Annotated in this window: 16 protein-coding genes; 2 read left to right on the forward strand and 14 right to left on the reverse strand. The window is 38.7% G+C overall.

What is annotated here, in order from left to right; all coding sequences use genetic code 11:
• Positions 1 to 161: 161 nt before the first annotated feature.
• Positions 162 to 1,223 carry a DmpA family aminopeptidase gene (locus AR328_RS19610; protein WP_066300418.1) on the reverse strand — a complete coding sequence of 354 codons (1,062 nt, stop codon included), beginning with the start codon at positions 1,221 to 1,223 and terminating at the stop codon, positions 162 to 164.
• A gap of 192 nt (positions 1,224 to 1,415) precedes the next feature.
• On the opposite strand from AR328_RS19610, the gene AR328_RS19615 reads away from it, so the two are divergent.
• Complete coding sequence (locus tag AR328_RS19615) at positions 1,416 to 3,467, forward strand: molybdopterin oxidoreductase family protein (protein ID WP_066300420.1); 2,052 nt, start codon at positions 1,416 to 1,418, stop codon at positions 3,465 to 3,467.
• A 71-nt stretch (positions 3,468 to 3,538) separates the two neighbouring features.
• Here the strand turns inward: AR328_RS19615 and AR328_RS19620 are convergent, their stop codons facing one another.
• The 6 genes from AR328_RS19620 to AR328_RS19645 form a co-directional block, all read right to left on the reverse strand.
• Complete coding sequence (locus tag AR328_RS19620) at positions 3,539 to 3,748, reverse strand: AraC family transcriptional regulator (RefSeq protein WP_066300423.1); 210 nt, start codon at positions 3,746 to 3,748, stop codon at positions 3,539 to 3,541.
• A gap of 141 nt (positions 3,749 to 3,889) precedes the next feature.
• Entirely contained in the window at positions 3,890 to 4,267 is a 378-nt protein-coding gene (locus AR328_RS19625) for an SET domain-containing protein (RefSeq protein ID WP_066300428.1), read from the reverse strand.
• Positions 4,268 to 4,445: 178 nt separating this feature from the next.
• Entirely contained in the window at positions 4,446 to 4,823 is a 378-nt protein-coding gene (locus AR328_RS19630; RefSeq protein WP_066300470.1) for a hotdog domain-containing protein, read from the reverse strand.
• Between the two features lie 241 nt (positions 4,824 to 5,064).
• Complete coding sequence (locus tag AR328_RS19635) at positions 5,065 to 6,048, reverse strand: MBL fold metallo-hydrolase (RefSeq protein WP_066300429.1); 984 nt, start codon at positions 6,046 to 6,048, stop codon at positions 5,065 to 5,067.
• Between the two features lie 534 nt (positions 6,049 to 6,582).
• The gene (locus tag AR328_RS19640) at positions 6,583 to 7,347 is read right to left on the reverse strand and encodes a TerC family protein (RefSeq protein ID WP_066300431.1); all 765 of its coding nucleotides are present in this window, start codon (positions 7,345 to 7,347) and stop codon (positions 6,583 to 6,585) included.
• 172 nt (positions 7,348 to 7,519) lie between these two features.
• Positions 7,520 to 9,685, reverse strand: a complete 2,166-nt coding sequence (locus AR328_RS19645) for a sensor domain-containing protein (protein ID WP_066300433.1) — start codon at positions 9,683 to 9,685, stop codon at positions 7,520 to 7,522.
• A 298-nt stretch (positions 9,686 to 9,983) separates the two neighbouring features.
• Here AR328_RS19645 and AR328_RS19650 point away from each other — a divergent pair, with 298 nt between their 5' ends.
• Positions 9,984 to 10,772 (forward strand): DUF169 domain-containing protein, encoded by a 789-nt coding sequence (locus AR328_RS19650; protein ID WP_066300435.1) that lies wholly within the window; start codon positions 9,984 to 9,986, stop codon positions 10,770 to 10,772.
• A gap of 40 nt (positions 10,773 to 10,812) precedes the next feature.
• Here AR328_RS19650 and AR328_RS19655 read toward each other — a convergent pair whose 3' ends face one another.
• From AR328_RS19655 to AR328_RS19685, 7 genes are all read right to left on the reverse strand, one after another.
• Entirely contained in the window at positions 10,813 to 11,985 is a 1,173-nt protein-coding gene (locus AR328_RS19655; protein ID WP_066300436.1) for a phenylacetate--CoA ligase family protein, read from the reverse strand.
• The gene (locus AR328_RS19660) at positions 11,985 to 12,773 is read right to left on the reverse strand and encodes an ABC transporter ATP-binding protein (RefSeq protein WP_066300437.1); all 789 of its coding nucleotides are present in this window, start codon (positions 12,771 to 12,773) and stop codon (positions 11,985 to 11,987) included. The genes AR328_RS19655 and AR328_RS19660 overlap by 1 nt, the downstream gene beginning before the upstream one ends.
• Before the next feature lie 63 nt (positions 12,774 to 12,836).
• A complete protein-coding gene (locus AR328_RS19665) occupies positions 12,837 to 14,018 on the reverse strand; it encodes an ABC transporter substrate-binding protein (protein ID WP_066300443.1) in 1,182 nt (393 codons plus the stop codon).
• Between the two features lie 75 nt (positions 14,019 to 14,093).
• On the reverse strand, positions 14,094 to 15,155 hold the full coding sequence (locus tag AR328_RS19670) for a branched-chain amino acid ABC transporter permease (protein ID WP_066300445.1): 1,062 nt from the start codon (positions 15,153 to 15,155) through the stop codon (positions 14,094 to 14,096).
• A 4-nt stretch (positions 15,156 to 15,159) separates the two neighbouring features.
• Positions 15,160 to 16,044 carry a branched-chain amino acid ABC transporter permease gene (locus AR328_RS19675; RefSeq protein WP_066300448.1) on the reverse strand — a complete coding sequence of 295 codons (885 nt, stop codon included), beginning with the start codon at positions 16,042 to 16,044 and terminating at the stop codon, positions 15,160 to 15,162.
• A complete protein-coding gene (locus AR328_RS19680; RefSeq protein WP_066300450.1) occupies positions 16,044 to 17,960 on the reverse strand; it encodes an AMP-binding protein in 1,917 nt (638 codons plus the stop codon). Before AR328_RS19680 ends, AR328_RS19675 begins: the two co-directional genes overlap by 1 nt.
• A 24-nt stretch (positions 17,961 to 17,984) precedes the next feature.
• Positions 17,985 to 18,755 (reverse strand): ABC transporter ATP-binding protein, encoded by a 771-nt coding sequence (locus AR328_RS19685; RefSeq protein WP_066300452.1) that lies wholly within the window; start codon positions 18,753 to 18,755, stop codon positions 17,985 to 17,987.
• Between the last annotated feature and the right edge of the window lie 295 nt (positions 18,756 to 19,050).

Here is a 19,050-nt window from a genome sequence, read left to right on the forward strand (position 1 = left end):
GTACAAAACACCTCTATCATTTATCTCCTTACGAACAGTATTTGAAAGATGATACTTTCGACAGGGTGAAATCTGAAAACAAAATGAGAATAATGTCGAAACAACGGCCAAACCGACAGAAATTTAGGGAATAAGATAGGGAATAATTTGTTATTTTTTATCTAAAACTGAAAAAGTTTCTCTACCACTTTTCCTTCTCTCCCATGAGTGGTTTCAGCTTGTGAAAGAGAATTCCAAATCGCTTCCTCCGTGACCTCAGCGGTTGCAGTAAATATTTCGTTAAAAATGGGCTGGTCCTCCCTAATAAATCTTCCTGTTTCAAAGTTCTCTTTGGAAAAATGAGAAATTCTATTAGCCGTTGAAAAAGCAATGACAATATCTCCGCTGCCATGGCCAAAATGGCTTCCTGTTCGTCCAAGCCCGATGCCGCACCGTTTTGCTACCCTCTCAAGCTGTCGATCACTTAATGGAATATTTGTTGCCAGTACGATGATGATCGATCCATCAGATGTTTTCGAAATACTATTCCCATTAAGCTCACCATGAGAAAACTTCTCCTTTGGCAACTCATCCTTAGATCCGAAATTTGTTAATACCATGCACCCGATTATGTATTCCTTTTTTTCCATTTCATCATAGATTACTCTTGAGGAACTTCCAATTCCTCCTTTATATCCGAAGCAAACCATTCCCTTGCCAGCACCTATTGCACCCTCTCCAGCAAGATTCGGTGTTGCGGATGTAATGGCTTCAATCGCATGACTTGATTGAACAGGGAATTTGCGAATGGAATTTAAGATCCCATCATTACATTCGCCTGTTACGATATTAATCGTTCCCGTTGTATCCCCAATCTCTGGGTTCATTTCAAGCATATATTCTAATGTCCCTTGAGTTACCGCTGGGACGCCAAATGTATTTGTTAACATAATCGGCGATTCGATAACCCCCAACTCATTTACCTGAATAAGTCCAGCTGTTTTCCCATATCCATTGATCACATAGCTTGCAGCAACTACCTTTTCTTGAAAAAGATTACCGCCGTGCGGAAGTATTGCTGTTACTCCTGTGCACGCATAATCATCCCCATCCATTGGAAAATCAAGCGTTACATGACCCACCTTTACACCTTCAACATCTGTAATACAATTTTTCTTTCCAGTTTTCATTGTCCCTACTGTATATCCTCTATCTCGAATTTTCTTGCTAGCTGAATAATTCATGTCAATCCTCCATTTGTATAAGTCTATTCGTATAAATCATAACAAAGTTATTCCAAATTGTGCTATTCCATTGAGATATTATCTCCATTTCACATGATTTGAAACTAAACTTGCAGGTTCAATTGTTGCTACTCCTATAAATCTATTCTATGATATTATTATTCTTATTCCATTTAAAAAGGAGACTGAATCATGCCCTCTTTTGTACATGAGCGAAATGGTGTATTCCCATCTGTTTGCCCACTCGATTGCCCCGATCAATGTGGACTTCTTCTACATAAAGAGGATGGAAAGATCGTAAAAGTGGAAGGAGATCCTAATCATCCAGTCACGAAAGGGAATATATGCAATAAAGTGCGTCACATGAATGCACGAATCCATGATGAAAATCGCTTGAAATATCCGCTGAAAAGAACTGGCCCGAAAGGCTCAGGAACGTTTGATAGAATTAGCTGGGAGGAAGCGATTAACGCCATTACTTCTCACTGGCAGGAGCTCATCCGAACGGACGGACCTGAAAGCATTCTTCCTTATAGCTTCTACGGAAATATGGGTAATTTAACAGCGGAAGGAATGGACCGCCGCTTTTTTCACAGGCTTGGTGCATCGCAGCTTGAACGCACGATCTGTCAAGCTGCAGGTACAACAGCCATGAAGTACACAATGGGAGGCAGCTTTGGGATTGATCCTGAGGACACCATCCACTCGAAATTGATTATCTTTTGGGGAATTAATGCCGTGAGCACGAACATGCATCAGGTCGCACTTGCCCAAAAGGCTAGGAAAAACGGCGCAAAAATCGTTGTCATAGATGTTCATAAAAACCAAACTGGAAGGCTTGCAGATTGGTTTATCCCGATTTTACCAGGAACAGACTCAGCGTTAGCCCTTGGAATCATGCATATTTTATTTGATGAAGGTATGATAAATGAGGATTTTTTACAAGAATATACAGTCGGTCACCGTGAACTTCGTGAACATGTAAAGCAGTACCAGCCTGCACTCGTTTCCGAAATTACGGGTGTACCAGTGGAAGATATCTATAAGCTTGCTCGTATGTACGGGGAAACTGCCCCATCTTATATTCGAATTGGAAATGGACTTCAGCATCATGATAATGGCGGGATGGCCATCCGTGCAATCGCCTGTCTCCCTGCTTTAACAGGCCAATGGCTGGAAAAAGGCGGCGGCGCGATTAAAGGGAATTCTGGTTATTTAGCTCATAATTCTAAAGGGTTGCAACGTCCAGACTTATTGGAAAACAAAAACACACGGATCATTAACATGAACCAGCTTGGCCAGGCACTATTAGAGCTAGAGGCACCAGTTAAATCCTTGTTTATTTATAGCAGTAATCCAGCTGTTGTTGCTCCGGAAGGCAATAAAGTTAGAAAAGGATTAGAGCGAGATGATTTATTTATCGTTGTCCATGATTTATTTATGACCGAAACAGCAAAATATGCTGACATTGTGCTTCCGGCGACTTCATCCTTTGAAAATATGGACTTCTATACTTCCTATTGGCATCATTACATCCAATTGCAGCAGCCAGTGATTGAGCCATACGAAGAGGCTAAATCGAATGTAGAGGTTTTTCGTTTGCTTGCGGATAGCATGGGCTTTAAGGAACAGGCCTTTAAAGATTCGGAAGAGGATATGATTCGGCAATCTTTAGACAATCCTAGTAATCCATATACGAAGGACATAAGTTTTGAGAGCTTATTTGAAAAGAATTATTTGAAAGCAAATATAAAACCATTATTTCCTGGAAAGCTGCCAACACCAAGTGGAAAAATAGAACTTTATTCTGAACAAATGAAGAGAGACGGATATCCTGCTCTTCCAACCTATGTCCAGCTTCATGAGGATGAAGATTTTCCATTTTTATTCGTCCCAGCGCCAAACCATAATTTCTTGAATTCAACTTTTTCCAATAATAAGAAGCATGTTACTCTAGAAAAGGAACCTAAGCTTCATATCAATCTTGAGGATGCACATGAATTAAATATTGAAGATGGTGAGACTGTACGTGTTTGGAATAACCGCGGAGAATGTGAGCTGAAGGCAGCTGTTGGAGATTTAGTTCTTCCAGGTGTGGTCGTTTCCCAAGGTTTATGGGCAGATGCTCCAGGAAAAAAACAGCATGTAAACTCTCTTACTCCAGATCGTCTATCAGATATGGGCGGCGGAGCAACCTTCTTTTCTGGAAGGGTAAATGTAGAGAAGCTACAAGTAACAGATTGAAAAAAAAAAATAAATTTGTACGCTTGGAATTAATTTCCAAGCGTTGTTTTTTTATCCGCACTTCGTTACATTTAGCGTGACGCTTTTGGCGGTTGGCACACATCACATTTACGTTGGTGATTATTTTTAAATTTCGTAAATGTTTTCTCAAAATTGCTGCCGCATGCACATTTAAATAATAACTTCTGAGAAAAACCGTGATATTCCGTTGTTAGCAACTTACTATCCGAATTTTTCTCGACAAATTCATTTATTTTACCAATCGTCCATCGTTTATTCATTCTCTTACACCTCCCTATTTACCTTTGCGCGGAGGCTATACTTGGCATCCGATCTAGTTATGAGCAATATTTGTAATTTACCTAAGCTTCTTATTATATCAGAATCAGTCACACAATTAATATGGAATCTCTTCTATCCATTCAGTCCTGATTAAACCACAATTGATCTTTGTTATCAACATCGCCATTATAATTGATAAGAATCTCATCTCCTGCTTTTATGTCTGTAAAAGCATAGAAATCAAATGTGTGATTTTCAAAATTAATCTCATAAATCGCATTAGGTTCATAAGAATGGTTGAACAACATTCCATAACCTAGAAGGATCGCCGAATGATTGATCCCATACTCAAAAGCGTAGTCAGCGAGTAAAGTTTGCTCAATGTACTGATGCTGTTCGTTTGGATATGAAATAACAGGCGCTTCATGTAAAAGCTCTCCTTTTTTGATATCATGTGTAGCAAATACCCCTCTATTGAATTCTCCATCACTTAGTGAAGATGTTTTTACCTCTATCATGTTGTTTACCTTCTCACTTTTAAAATTTTCTTTCTAACTGTAACATTAATTTGAACAATATGCTCTTTTTATTTCGGAAATAGACTTTGCAATTTATCATTATGATATGTACTTGCTCACTATTTCAATTCCTTTGTTATTTCCTAGTTCTTAATCGTTTGTTCCGTTCAAGACAAAATTATAGGATCACTCCTGAAAAATCCCCGCTCAGCACTTCTTTCTCATTTTGATTTTTGCATAAAAAGGAAGCAGCGATGCGAGTTCGATTATTATCCTGCTTTTCAAATTGCTCAATTCTTACTTCACATATAATCGTATCTCCTGTAAAAACTGGTCTTAAAAACTCAAAATTCATCGTACGAGCGAGGACGTTGTTATCACCACCAATTTTTGTCGGTAAAGTAGCGGTCAACAACCCTTGAACGACAAGTGTTCCCCGTTCATCAGGATGAACATGGTGATTCCCCTCATCTCCAGATATTTTTGTAAACATTTCAACATCTTCTTTAGTGAATTTCCGTTCAAATGTAATAATATCGCCTACTTTTAAAGACAATTCTATTCTCCCCTTTAAAGTCATATTTTGAGCGGACATTGAATCCGTTATTACTATTAATAGGCTATAATTTGGAGGCAAAGCGGACACTGAATGCGCTATTTGAGAAAAATCACATGAAATTACTTCTTTTTTAAAAATTGCGGAACCTCTGTCCGCAAACATAAAGAATTAACCCATTTTGACACAAATAAAGGAACAGATGTCCGCCAACCCTAGATAGAAGCCACCACACTTTTAGTTATGAGGGAAAATCTTGAGGTTTCCAATTTTTAGGCTTAATGTTCTTATTCATCCATTCCTTTTGTGGTGGTTGATATAGGGCGGTAGCCATTAAATGATTGTTATGCCAGCTTGCTGCTCCGGAACGAATCATTTCTTCGAGGAGAATTTGGATAAATTCCTCAGGCTGAACCTGAAAAGTGTAACGTGCAAAGTCTTGGAACCAACCACAATTTAACAGGTACTGATCGATTTCTTCTCTTGCCAATCCGTTTTTAATGATTAAGGTAAATGAAAAAATCCTTTTGCAGGCATGCCATGAGATTTTTTCTGGGGCCATTAGCCACTTTTCAAACCGTGCCCTTGCGGAATCAATAGCAGCATCTGGATTTTCTATTTGTGGTCCATGTCCTGAATATGCCTGCTTAATCTGGAGCTTGGACAACCGATCCAAACTTTCGATAGATCGATGGATCGATGCAACACCCTCTCGAAAGATATTTAACCAGCCGATATCATTTTTATGAAAGAGATCCCCGGAAATTAATATCTTCTCGTCAACATCATATAAAGAAATATGCCCCAACGTATGTCCCGGAGTGTGCATGACTTTAAATGTTCTACTTCCCGTATTAATTTCATCGTTATCTGAAAGCTTCCTATTTACTCGATAGGGATCTACAGGCTGATCTAACCATTCCGCACTACAGGCCTCGGGATCACAAGAATTAATCATATCGGCATCCCATTTATGAGCAGCAATCTTCACACCGTAATTTTTTTGAAGATGAAAATTCCCACCTACATGGTCACTATGATAATGTGTGTTCACAATAAGGTGTAATTCTTCTGGTGAAACACCATGAGCTTTAATTAATTGCTCAGTTTTTTTCACATCACTCCCAAAACCAGTATCAATCAAGACCGGGAGCTGATCCTGAATTAGAACCATGTTTGCACTTGGATATGTTCTTTCAAAGAAAACAACCCTAGAGTTTTTCATACGCAATTCCTCCTATCACCCATTATGATCGAACGGCCGCTCAATTTTATTATATATAATTTACAGAATATTTAAAATAAAATTAATCTCAGTTCAGGAATCTAAGTATGATAGCAAAGATTTGCCTTTTCAACTTCAAGAGGCTGTCCAGAAAGTCTAAAAAATACTCTCTGGACAGCCCCCATTTTCTATTTCTATGTTTTGTTCAAAAAATAGAATTACGGATATTATTTTTTCGGCAATCTCGATAACTTAATAAAAACTCCCAGCCCCGCTAAGAAAAAACCTAAACAAAATAAACTAGCTGGACTCCCCCACACTATTTCTGCCATTTAAAAACCCTCCATCACTAAGTTTAGGTATATTTTACCATGTTTGTTATAAATTTTGAATATTTTTATTAATGCCCAGAAAAAATTTTTTAGGAATATTTCAGCAATCCATTAATAATGAAAAAGTTAGTAAACGCAAAAAAAGACCAAACCCCTTGATTTGGTCGGAAAACTAGTTTGTAATTTCTATGAAAGCTTCTTCCTACTCTTCTGCCGATTGCAATTCATCTTGTTTTTTCTTATTAATGTTATGGATTACAAAAGTTCCTATGAAGGCTAAAATCAAAATTCCGAAAAAGATTAAATGGTGCAACTCAAATCCAAATACACTAGCAAACATTTTTGCTGAAATAATGGCGATTAGGATAAATGCTGTGTTTTCTAATTCTGGGACTTTTTCAATGAGGACAAGAAAAACTTTAGCAACGGTCCGCATCATTAATATGCCGAGCATGCCCCCGATTAATAATATCCATACTTCTTCCGAAACAGCAAAGGCAGCTAAAATACTGTCGGCGGAAAATGCTAAATCCATCAGTTCAACTGAAATAACTGTTGCCCAAAAGATTCCGAATGTGCGGACGAGCCAGCTATCTTTTTTCATGCCGCTTGTTTCTTCATCGCCTTCACCCATCCAGAAATGCTTAATGACGATCCAAGCTAGATAAGCAGCACCGAGAGCCTTTATCCACCAAAACTTAATTAACAGCATTCCAAGTCCAATGAAAATGAATCGAAAAAAATAGGCGCCGATCAATCCATAAGTTAAAGCTTTCCTTTGCTGCTCTTTAGGAAGATGCTTGACCATTACAGCTAAAACCAAGGCATTATCCGCAGATAATAACCCTTCCAATATAACTAATGTTCCAATATAGCCCCATGATACAGGATCAGACAATACTTTTCCCCACATTTCCCAATCAAAAAAGGAAGCATAGGTATTTAATAAATGATTAAGAATTTCCAATTGAAAGACTCCTTTAAATAAACCTTTGACGTAAAAATCAGCTCATTCTTAGGATTCCTATAAATGGAAATATTATGCCAAGCATGCAAAAAATAAGAATATTAGGGCGATTCATAAGGAAAAAAAAGGCGCCAATTTCGAAAACCTGTCCAAAAACAAAGATTGTTGTTTTTTAAAGGCTGAAGGCCGTTTCAAACTCATGCTTTGGCAACGGCTTGCTTATGTAATATCCTTGAATTTCGTCGCAACCGATTTTTTCTAAAATATAGATGACTTCCTCCGTTTCAATCCCCTCTGCAACTACCTTTAGATTCAATTCATGTGCAAGAAGCGTAATAGCTTTAACAATGGCAATATCATCTGAATTCTTTGCCACTTCCTGAATGAATGTTCGGTCAATTTTCAAGGAATGAATGGGAAATTTACGTAAATAATTTAGTGATGAATATCCTTTGCCAAAATCATCAATGGCTACAGTTACACCCATTTTTCTCAATTCATTTAGGCAGGAAATACATTCCTCTGCATGGTCAATGAAACTATTTTCCGTAATTTCAATTTCAAGAAGATGCGGCTCAAGCCCTGTTTTATCTAACACTTGCTTAATAACATGATGAAAATTAGGCAGCCGGAAATGAAGAGGAGAAATATTAACTGAAATTCTAACTGGCTTGGAAAAAAGAGATTCATTCCATTCCTTATTTTGCTGACAAGCTTTTTCCAACACCCATTTATCTAACTTATGAATAAAACCTGTTTCTTCAGCAGTTGGAATGAACTCATCAGGTGAGAGTTTTCCAAGATCAGGGTTATTCCAGCGTATTAAAGCCTCCATCCCATTCATTTCCTTCGAAACTAAGTTCATCTTTGGCTGAAAATAAAGCTCAAATTCATCGTTCTCTATGGCATTTCGTAAATGATATTCAATTGATAGCGCCTTCTCATGTGTCTGTGACATATCTTCTTCATAAATATTAAATGTATTTCTGCCTTTTGATTTTGCCTTATACATCGCTGAATCAGCATTTTTTAATAATGTTTCACCATCTTCGCCATGGTCAGGGAAAATACTAATTCCAATACTGCATGTAGTGAAAATTTCTAAATTGTTTAATAGCTTGATTGATTGATCAAAAATAGATAGAATTTGATTGGCACAATGTATTGCGCAATCATAATCATCCATTTGTGGATAGAGAATAATAAATTCATCTCCAGCAAAACGGTAAATTTGCGCTTTTTGGAATAGAGCTTCTTTAAGCAAAAAAGAAACTTTTGTAATTAATTGATCTCCTACTGCATGACCGAAGGAATCATTAATTTGTTTAAAACGGTCAAGGTCGAGGTATAGTAAAGCCATTCTTTCATTCTGACTTTGGGAATTTGAGATTAAGTGATTTAAATCATCGCTAAACTTTCGCCTATTAGGTAAACTAGATAATATATCGTGATAAGCCATATACTCCACTTGCTGCTGGGCGTGATGCAGTTCAGTAATATCATTCATACAGCCAAGAATTTCTTTAATTTCTCCATGCTCGTAAATTGGCGTTAATTGAGTTAAGATCTGTCTCCCGCGAAATGGATATTGATAGGTAACTTGGCGTCCTAAAAAGGCTTGATGATAATATTGAATTAAGTTCTCGCTTATTTCTTTAGGGAATATTTCATCTACCTTTTTATTCTTCATATTTCCGTTTTCTAAACCTAATTTATATGTTAGTTGTCCCTCATTCAGTGTATATACATATTGATCATGATCTTTAGCTACTTTAAAGATTAGATTATTCATTGAAGCAACAATTTGCTGGTAATCATTTTGCAAGGCATTTAATAGTTTTTCTTGTGCAAATTTGCCTTCTGAAATATCAGTCCGTATGGCTATAAACATAGCCGTTTTTCCAGAGAGATCCTTTAGTGGAACGATGGTTGTCTTTACCCAATAGAATGACCCGTCCTTTGCTTTATTCTTCACCTCACCTTCCCATACTTCTCCATTATTAATACAGGTCCACATATTTTTGAAAAACTGCTTATCATGATGGCCTGAATTCAGAATACGATGATCCTTTCCGACTAACTCCTCACGGCTATATTTTGAAAGCTCACAGAATTTGTTGTTAGCATAAATAATTTCTCCCTTTATGTTCGTAACAGCTACGATTGCTGAAACATCAAGTGCGAATTTTAGATTTGAATAGTCTTCAAGGAAAGAGCTAATCTCCTGAATATTCTCTTCTATTCCTAAGAAGGACTGATAATTTTTATGGCCTTTTTCAAAAAACTCTTTCGAATTAACCCATGGCTGCACTTGATTTTCTTCAAACATTCCAGCCATTTTCACACCCCTTTAAATTGTTTAACCATTAATATTAAGTAAAAAGAACGATCCTTATTCCAAAAGAATCATAAAAACCCGTCTAAAATCATGTATATTTAGTAAAAAATGTAACTGTCCGCAGATTAGTTTATTTTTATCACATTCTGTCGGTTAATACAATAAGCTGTCGAGTTTACCCTACTAGCAAGTTAGTAATCTATTTTTATAAAGAAGCCAGAGTAATATTCTAGTAGATGATGGAAGGAATAAAGCTACAATCGAGAGAATATTTAATTAATAGAAGGGAGATGGTAGTTTGCAGCAAACAGATAGCAAAAAATTATTAACTGAATTAGAGGAAGCCATTCAAATCTATGTGAGGCCAGATACATTTCCGTTAGCTCTTCGGGTGATGAAAAAAGGAGAAGCCCTGCCTGATCGGGTCAAACGCCCTTATAAAGACTTCGGAAAAACATTTAGTATCTGCCAAGGTATCACAATGGCAAGGAGATATGGCTGGGGATTAGCGATGGATCGGGAGGATCTTTCCTGTCCGATTGCAAAGATCGCGTTTGGATTTGAAGAGGAGTTACCCTATTATTCAGAAGGAAATTTAACTGATGGGATGTATACAAAAACTTGTGATTTAGGCGCCCTTACAGAGTCAGTTGTTCCTAAGTTTACAACAGCTGAAGCAGGAACCGTATTAATGGCCCCTTTATCCCGTACTGCATTTGAGCCTGATGTGATTGTTGTATATGGGAATTCTGCCCAGGTTATGCGCATGGTCGCAGCAGCTCTTTACCATACGGGCGGTGAAATTACCTCATCCTTTACTGCAAGGGCAGATTGTGCAGATATTGTTATTAAAACTATGAAATCAGACAAGCCGCAAGTTATTCTTCCATGTAACGGTGACCGCGTATTCGGACAAACACATGATCATGAAATGGCCTTCACTGTTCCTTTCTCCACAGTCGAAAATTTTATTGATGGATTGAAGCAAACGCATAAAGGCGGTGTCCGCTATCCAGTTCCAACGTATTTGCAATATGAGGCAAAATATCCGGAAACCTATGAAAAATTAAATGATATGTTTAAATAATGCATGAAAAAGAATGAGAGGAACTCCCCCTCATTCTTTTTCATGCATTCTTCAAATCTAACAGCCTTTTGTCAATTAGGCGTTTATCACCTTTATTAATCGTACCTGGTGCGACTCTCTTGAGAATGGGCGTTACGCGGATCACATCTTGTAGTCTGCCAACGAGACTTTCGCTAATCTCCTCTTCAGACTCTATTAATAGCTCGAATTCGTCCTGGTTGCGTTCCCACGAAACTATTCCCTGAAACATTCTATACCCCGCTTCCTCCAATACAAGGGAAAGCTGCTTTTCTCTAACGAACATCCCTTTTACCTTTATTCCATCACTCACTCTGCCAAGAACTCCAGCAATCCGCTTACCTTCATATCCTTCCACCCAGCGAGATAAATCGCCGGTTCCAAAGCGAATGAGCGGATAGCTTTTGTCATATAAAGTCACGACAATTTCACCTTCACCTGTATGAACTTCCTTCCCTGTATGGGGGTCGCAAATTTGGATAACCGCTGTATTAGTTAAACATAAACCAGGCCCTTTCTTATCCTCAAAGGCAATACAGCCACAATCTGCAGTGCCATATCCTTCATAGACTGATATTCCGCTGTCCTCACATCTTTTTCTCATTTCCGTTGTAAGCATTTCCGCTGTGAAAAATACTTTATTAATGTGAATCTCTTTCCCTGGCATCCATCCTTTTTCCTCCATGGCATCTAATAAAATGGAAAAGAAACTCGGTGTACCGACATAACCAGTCACTCGTAAATCCTTCATCACCTGTATTTGCAATTCACGATTTCCAGTTCCAGCTGGTATAACTGTTGCTCCTAATTCTCTAAGAGCAGAATCAAACATAAAGCCCGCAGGTGACAAATGGTAGGAAAAAGTATTTTGTACAATATCCTCTTTGCCGAAACCAGCAATAGATAGAGCTTCCGAAAACCTCCAAAAATCTTGTTCATCTGTTTGAGGGTCGTAGATGGGACCAGGAGACATAAATATTCTTGCCATTTCTGAAGCATGGATCGTTGCAAAATTTCCGAATGGGGCATTCATACTTTGAAGGCCAGGCAATTGATCCTTTTTTAATACCGGAATTTTTTCCAAATCCTTAATTGACTGAATATCATATGGAGAAACGTCAGCTTTATCCATGATCTCTTTGAACCCTTTTGCATGGTCATAAGCATATTGGATAACGCCCTTCAATGCCTCCATTACAGCCACCTCTTTCTTCTTTTATATGATTTAATATCTTTATAACTTTTTCTTCCCTTATCGCTCATCCCTAAATAAAATTCACGAACATCCTGATTAGCTAGTAATCTTTCAACTGTACCATCCATCACAATGCGGCCATTTTCCATTATGTAGCCATAATCGGCGATAGATAACGCGACATTCGCATTTTGTTCAACTACTAAAATCGTTGTCCCTTCTTCTTCATTTATTTTCTTGATAATGGCAAAGATTTCTTTTACAAGCAATGGAGCGAGTCCAAGCGAAGGCTCGTCTAATAATAGTACTTTAGGCTTTGCCATGATTCCCCGGCCGATAGCCAGCATCTGCTGCTCCCCACCTGATAAATAGCCTGCCTGCCGGTTTTTTAACATTTCCAGCTTCGGAAAATAATGATACACCTTTTGGATATCATCTTTAATATTTTTGCGGTCCTTGCGAGTATGGGCACCTGCTATTAAATTTTCCTCTACCGTTAATTGCTCGAATACACGACGCCCTTCCATGCATTGAAAAATCCCTTTTTTGACAATAGTTTCGGCATCACTGATATCAATTCGTTCTCCGTACAACTCGATAAACCCGTCTGTCACTTCACCATTTTCGCTTTTTAAAAGACCTGATATAGCTTTAAGAGTAGTCGTTTTTCCCGCACCATTACTGCCTAATAGGGCAACAATCTTTCCTTTAGGAACGACCATTGACATTCCTTTTAAAACAAGGATAACCCGATCATACATGACTTCGACATTATTAATCGTCAGCATACAATTCCTCCTGCTCATCACTTTTAAAAAAGGGAGCGTCCGTTAAAACGCCCCCACTCCTATTTAATAGCCGATATAATCTGTAAATACTTCAAATTTACCATTCTCTACTTTTCCCAGTCGGATTTGATTTGTACCTGCATGGTTATCAGCCGAGAAAGAAACTGGTGCAGCTAGACCGCCTAAATCAAGATTTGAAAGCTTTTCTAAGCCACCGCGGATTCCTTCGCCCGATGTCGGATCATCAGCTAGCTTCATCCCTTCAATCATAATCTTAGCTGATACCCAACCTTGGATGAACTTTTGGTTCTTGTCTTCCAATTTTTCACCTTTACCTTCTAAATACTGCTTAATCTCCGCTAATCCCGGTAAATCTTCGTAAGGAAATGCATGTGTCACAACACCAATAAAGCCTTCAGCTGCATCACCAGCAATTGGAAGCAACCCTTCACCTGCTGCCCAGTTCAATCCAATAAACTGCGTATCAATTCCTAGCTTTTTGGCATCTTTTAGAATGGTTGCTGTTGCTCCCCACGTTTGTTGAATAATCGCATAATCAGGGTTTTTCTTTTCCATATTTAATAATTGTGAAGTCGCATCAAGCGTTTGCAGCTCAATAATTTGTTCATCAACTACATCAATGCCATTTTCTTTTGCGAAGTTTTTTGCATCCTCAATTGGGGACTTTCCGAATGCTGTATCATTATAAAGCAAAGCCACCGTTGGGGTACCGCCGCTATGATTATCTTTTATCCACTTCAAGGCTGATCTAGCTTGGTCTGAATAGGTTGCCGCTGCTAAGAAGTTGTATGGGCTCTCCTCTATATTTTTGAGGTTTTCGGAATAAGAGCCAGAAATGTATGGCAGCTTGTCAGTTGCCACTTGCTGGCGAAGAGCTTCCGTATCGCCTGTTCCCCATCCCAAAATAGCTGACACCTTATCTTTTGATTTAAGCTTTTGATAAAGTTTTTGAGCTTCTGGAATTTTATAGGCATAATCATCACTGACTATTTCAATCTTATATCCATTAATATCTTGATCTGCCATATGCTCAAAATATGCTCTCGCTCCTTCAGCATAAGGAGTTCCAACATCACCGGTTCCCCCTGTAATATCAAAAATTCCGCCAAATTTTACTGTTCCTTTTGTGTCGCTAGATGTACCGCCAGAGCTTTTCTCACCGCCTGAACATGCTGCAAGCAATCCTAACATTAACACTAACAACACAGCCCAAAACTTTCTCATCTTCTTCCCCCTTAACTTGTGTGAAAATTATTAAAAATTAGAAGTAAAATCAAATTACCTCCAATGATTAACCACCTAATACGAGAATGGCCACAGTCGAAAATAGTCTTTGATGTTTTTCCATATTTTCGCTAATCCTTGCGGTTCATAAATGAGGAATAAGATAATAACAAGACCAAATACCACTTCCTTCATTCCCACAAGAACGTTAGCGATATCAGGGAAAACTCCGCTTAGCAGCTCTACACCTGAACGCAGCACAACTGGAAGCAATGTAATGAAAACAGCGCCATAAATGGAACCAAACACGCTGCCTAATCCACCGACAAGAATAATGGCTAAATATTCAATCGAGACCCCAATGCTATACAGTTCAGGACTTACAACCATTGTGTAATGTCCGAGCAATGCCCCAGCAACGCCTACAAAAAAGGAACTTACAATAAAGGCTAGTACCTTATATTTAAATAAATCAATGCCCATTACTTCCGCAGCAATATCTCGATCCCTGACAGCGATGAAGGCTCTTCCAACCCTTGACCTGAAGAGATTTAATGTAAACATTGTCGTAATAATAAGGACGACAAATATTAAATAGAAATAGCTTGTTTCACTATTGAACACAAATCCGCCAATCTCTGGCCTAGAAAGAACCATTCCAGCTGTCCCGCCAGTAAGTGAGTCCCATCTGGAAATGACAAAGAGAATGATTACTTGGGCTGCCAAAGTAGCGATAGCTAAATACAATCCCTTTAAGCGGAGCGATGGTAAACCAAATAGACCTCCAACTATTGCAGTGATGACCCCTGCAGTTGGCATTGCAATCCAAAAGCTTAAGCCTAGCTTTGCCGTAAGAATAGCTGATGTGTAGCCGCCGACACCTAGAAAGGCACCAACCCCAATGGAAATTTGACCTGTAAATCCGGTTAATATATTAAGCCCGATGGCACCGATGGCAGCAATTCCACATAGAGTCGCGAGACCGACGACGTAATCGGACGCTAATAGCGGAAAGATAGAAAGTAGCGCAAGCATGATAAAGACACGCACTCTTACGCGGGTGATTTTCCATATGGCCATATCTTGCTTGTAGTTCACATGGAACTCTCCACACCCCATTACAAATGGATTCTTCATCCGATTACACCCTCTCGATTTCTTTTTTGCCAAATAAACCGTATGGCTTGAACATAAGAATAAAGACTAAGATGACAAATGGCATGACTTCTTTTAAGCCACCGCCAACTAATGGATCAAGATAGCCCCCTGTCATACTTTCGATCACACCGATAATGAGTCCTCCGATAATCGCCCCGGGGATACTATCTAATCCTCCAAGAATGGCAACAGGAAGCACCTTAAGCCCAATAGCCGAAAGGGATGCATTAACCCCATTAATATTTCCGAGCAATATACCGCCTACTGCTGATACAACTGCTGCTATTGCCCAAGCCACTGCAAAGATCATTTTCACACTTATCCCCATTGACATGGCAGCCTGCTGATCATCTGCTGTTGCACGCATGGCAATCCCAAGCTTTGAATATTTGAAAAACAGAGTGAAAATTAACAGCATGATAATTACAATGACCAATGACCATAAATAAACAGGAGCCACTACAACTTGCCCTAAACGAACGGGCTCTTCAGAGAAGATTTTTGGAAACACACGTGTTTCATGTCCCCAAATAATATGGACGATTCCCGCTAACACACTTGATAATCCAATTGTCGCCATGATCATAGAGATAACTGGTTCACCGATAAACGGCCTTAATACAATTCTTTCAATAACAAAACCTAGTACAGCACTGAATATAAGCGCGATTAGCAATGCCGCAATAAATGGAATGTTATAAGCAGTTATTAAGGTCAGACACACATATGTCCCAATTAACAGAAATTCCCCTTGCGCAAAGTTAATGGCATCACTAGATTTATAGATTAATACAAATCCCAGTGCCACCAATGCATACACACTTCCAACTACGATGCCTGTTACAAGCATTTGCAAAAAAAACGCCATTAAGCAGCTCCCTCACCTTCATCCATGAAAATCACTTGAAGTGTTGTATGAATCGTTTGTTCATTTCCATCACGATATCTAATTTTTCCTTCAACATTAATTTGCCCTTGTTCTGTGTACAATCCGTCAATCAACGATTCGTACTTTTTTGCGACAAACTGTCTTCTAACCTTCTTCGTTCTAGTCAGTTCCTCATCATCGGCATCCAGCTCTTTATAAAGAAGGACAAATTTTCTCACGCGTGCTTTTTCTGGTAATGTTTGATTGATTTCATTAACTTGCTTTTGGATCATGTCTAATACTTGAGGCTTTGATGATAAATCTGTGTATGTCGTATAGCTTATTTGATTTTTCTCTGCCCACCTGCCAACGTTTTCCATATCAATATTTATCATCGCCACCACATATGGACGGTCTTTCCCAATCGCTACCGCCTCTTGAATGTATGAGCTGAACTTCAGTTTGTTTTCAATAAATTGCGGCGAAAACATTTCTCCTGAATGCAAGCGAATAACATCTTTGATTCGATCAATCACATATAAATGACCTTGTTCATCCAGTCTCCCAGCATCTCCAGTATGCAGCCAGCCGGATTGAATCGTTTCCGTTGTAGACTTTTCATTTTTGTAATACCCTTTACATATGCTTGAGCTCTTGATAAGTATTTCTCCCTCCTCAGAGATTTTCACCTCTGTTCCAGGAATGGGGATGCCAACACTGTCTAATTTAATGTCGCCGTCCCGATGAACGATGGAAATTCCAGATACTTCTGTTTGTCCATAAATACTCTTTACATTTACACCGATACTATGGAAAAACTCGAACACATCTGGACCTAGAGGAGCGCCTCCAGTATAGGCACGCTTCATATTTAGCAGGCCTAAGTGGTCTCTTATTGCGCTAAACATTAAATAATCGGCGATTTTATATTGCCATTTCGTACTGAAAGATATTGGTTTATTTTCAAAATGTGCTCTCGCTACTTTTACGCCGATAGGCTTGCACCATTGATAAATTTTTCTTTTTAGCCAGCCGGCATCCTGAATTTTTACTTGAAATTTTGAAAGCATATCTTCATAGATTCTTGGTGGCGAAAACATCACTTGAGGTCCGATTTCTCGTAGATTTTCTAACACAGTGGAAGGTTCTTCTGGGAAGTTAATGGTCATTCCATTATAAAGGCCCATCGCCATGGTCATCATTTGTTCCCCAATCCAGGCGAGCGGGAGGAAGGATACATATTCATCCTTTTCTGTAAGCGGGTCAATGTCTGAAAGGTTTTTTGCCATTTCCATCAGGTTCCTATACGTGAGCATCGTTCCTTTCGGATTCCCGGTAGTCCCGGAAGTGTATGAAAAGATCGCAACATCTTCTTCATTCCCTTTCTCTACCTCTGATAGAAAAAATGAAGGAGACTCTACTTCAAAATTCTTTCCAAGTGCTTGGACATCCTTAAAGCTTAGTAAACAATCATCCTTATAGTTTCTCATTCCCCGAGGATCATAGTAGATAATCGTCTTCACCTTTGGAATCTCTTCGCGAATTTCAAAAACTTTATCCACTTGCTCTTGATCCTCTACTACAACGACGGTAGCATCACAATGGTCTAAAATATAGCTAATTTCACTTGGCAGTGATTCTTGATAAATTCCGACTGAAACGCCTCCTAGGCACTGGGCAGCTAATTCGCTCATGACCCACTCAGGGCGATTATCTCCTATTACAGCTACCTTATCACCTCGCTTAAGTCCTAGCTTGGCTAATCCTAGACTGAGGAATTTAACTTCTTCTAAGTATTTTTCATATGTAATTTCATTCCATATGCCAAAATCCTTTTCTCTTAATGCCACTTTTGAACCGGCTTTACTTGCCCACTCAAGTAAAATTTTCGGAAATGTCTTGTTCGAGCTGGACATCAATTTAAAACCTCCCCTATCTGCTTATCCAACATTTTCTTCTCCTAAATAAGCATCAATAACCTTTTGGTTATTTTGAATTTCATAAGGCGTTCCGTAACCAATTAATTTTCCAAAGTCTAGAACAGCGATATGATCAGAAAGGTCCATTACGACACCCATATCATGTTCTATTAGAATAATGGTCGTATTCATTTCCTCATGAATATCAATTATGTAGCGGGCCATGTCTTCTTTTTCCTCACTATTCATTCCGGCCATCGGTTCATCCAGTAGCAATATTTCCGGTTCTAATGCAAGGGCTCTCCCGACTTCAACACGTTTTTGCAAGCCATAGGCTAGCCTGCCGACAGGCGTATCCCGAATATGTTCAATTTCTAGGAAATCAATAACATTTTCAACCTTTTCCCGGTGTTCGACTTCTTCCCTTTGCGCCTTGCCCCAGTATAATCCGCCAGCAAGAACACCGGTTTTCATGCGGACATGTCTGCCTAGCATTAAATTATCTAAAACAGAAAGATGCGGAAACAATTCAATATTTTGAAAGGCCCTTGCGATTCCAAGGCTTGCACGCTTATGAGGCTTAAATTGGGTAATTTCCTCTCCTTTAAAAAGGACTGATCCTTCTGATGGACGATAGAGGCCACTAATACAATTGAGCATACTTGTTTTTCCAGCCCCGTTTGGACCTATAAGTGAGAAAATCTCCCCCTCCTTCACTTCATAAGATACATGATCTAAGGACACGACTCCCCCAAATCGTAAAGTTATACCCTTTATTTCTAAAATCCCCACCTAGCAATCTCCCCCTGTTTGCAATATAGTAAATTAAAAATTCCGAATATTAACTATATTCTACGCTTATTATCTATTTCCTTTTTTTGTTGATATGTTTAATTGTTAAAGTTTATCGCGGAATAACGAACAGTAGAACCTTAATTGATTTAAGCTTCATTTTTTCCTATTTCAAACAAAAAAAGAGTGCAAAACCACTAGTGATATGCTCCCCATAAGGTAGACAGATTAAAAAATAAAAATCTGTTGAACCTTAGGGGGAGTTTTTTTATGTCAAAAATATCCCATTCTCTTA

Source organism: Bacillus sp. FJAT-29937, assembly GCF_001509555.1.
Taxonomy (GTDB): domain Bacteria; phylum Bacillota; class Bacilli; order Bacillales; family Cytobacillaceae; genus Cytobacillus.

Coding starts and splice junctions, on each gene's coding strand:
- AR328_RS19660 (WP_066300437.1), bottom strand. CDS start 12,773: ATGCTGACGATTAATAATGTCGAAGTCATGTATGATCGGGTTATCCTT.
- AR328_RS19610 (WP_066300418.1), bottom strand. CDS start 1,223: ATGAATTATTCAGCTAGCAAGAAAATTCGAGATAGAGGATATACAGTA.
- AR328_RS19620 (WP_066300423.1), bottom strand. CDS start 3,748: ATGAATAAACGATGGACGATTGGTAAAATAAATGAATTTGTCGAGAAA.
- AR328_RS19635 (WP_066300429.1), bottom strand. CDS start 6,048: ATGAAAAACTCTAGGGTTGTTTTCTTTGAAAGAACATATCCAAGTGCA.
- AR328_RS19670 (WP_066300445.1), bottom strand. CDS start 15,155: ATGAAGAATCCATTTGTAATGGGGTGTGGAGAGTTCCATGTGAACTAC.
- AR328_RS19680 (WP_066300450.1), bottom strand. CDS start 17,960: ATGTCCAGCTCGAACAAGACATTTCCGAAAATTTTACTTGAGTGGGCA.
- AR328_RS19625 (WP_066300428.1), bottom strand. CDS start 4,267: ATGATAGAGGTAAAAACATCTTCACTAAGTGATGGAGAATTCAATAGA.
- AR328_RS19675 (WP_066300448.1), bottom strand. CDS start 16,044: ATGGCGTTTTTTTTGCAAATGCTTGTAACAGGCATCGTAGTTGGAAGT.
- AR328_RS19615 (WP_066300420.1), top strand. CDS start 1,416: ATGCCCTCTTTTGTACATGAGCGAAATGGTGTATTCCCATCTGTTTGC.
- AR328_RS19665 (WP_066300443.1), bottom strand. CDS start 14,018: ATGAGAAAGTTTTGGGCTGTGTTGTTAGTGTTAATGTTAGGATTGCTT.
- AR328_RS19645 (WP_066300433.1), bottom strand. CDS start 9,685: ATGGCTGGAATGTTTGAAGAAAATCAAGTGCAGCCATGGGTTAATTCG.
- AR328_RS19655 (WP_066300436.1), bottom strand. CDS start 11,985: ATGGAGGCATTGAAGGGCGTTATCCAATATGCTTATGACCATGCAAAA.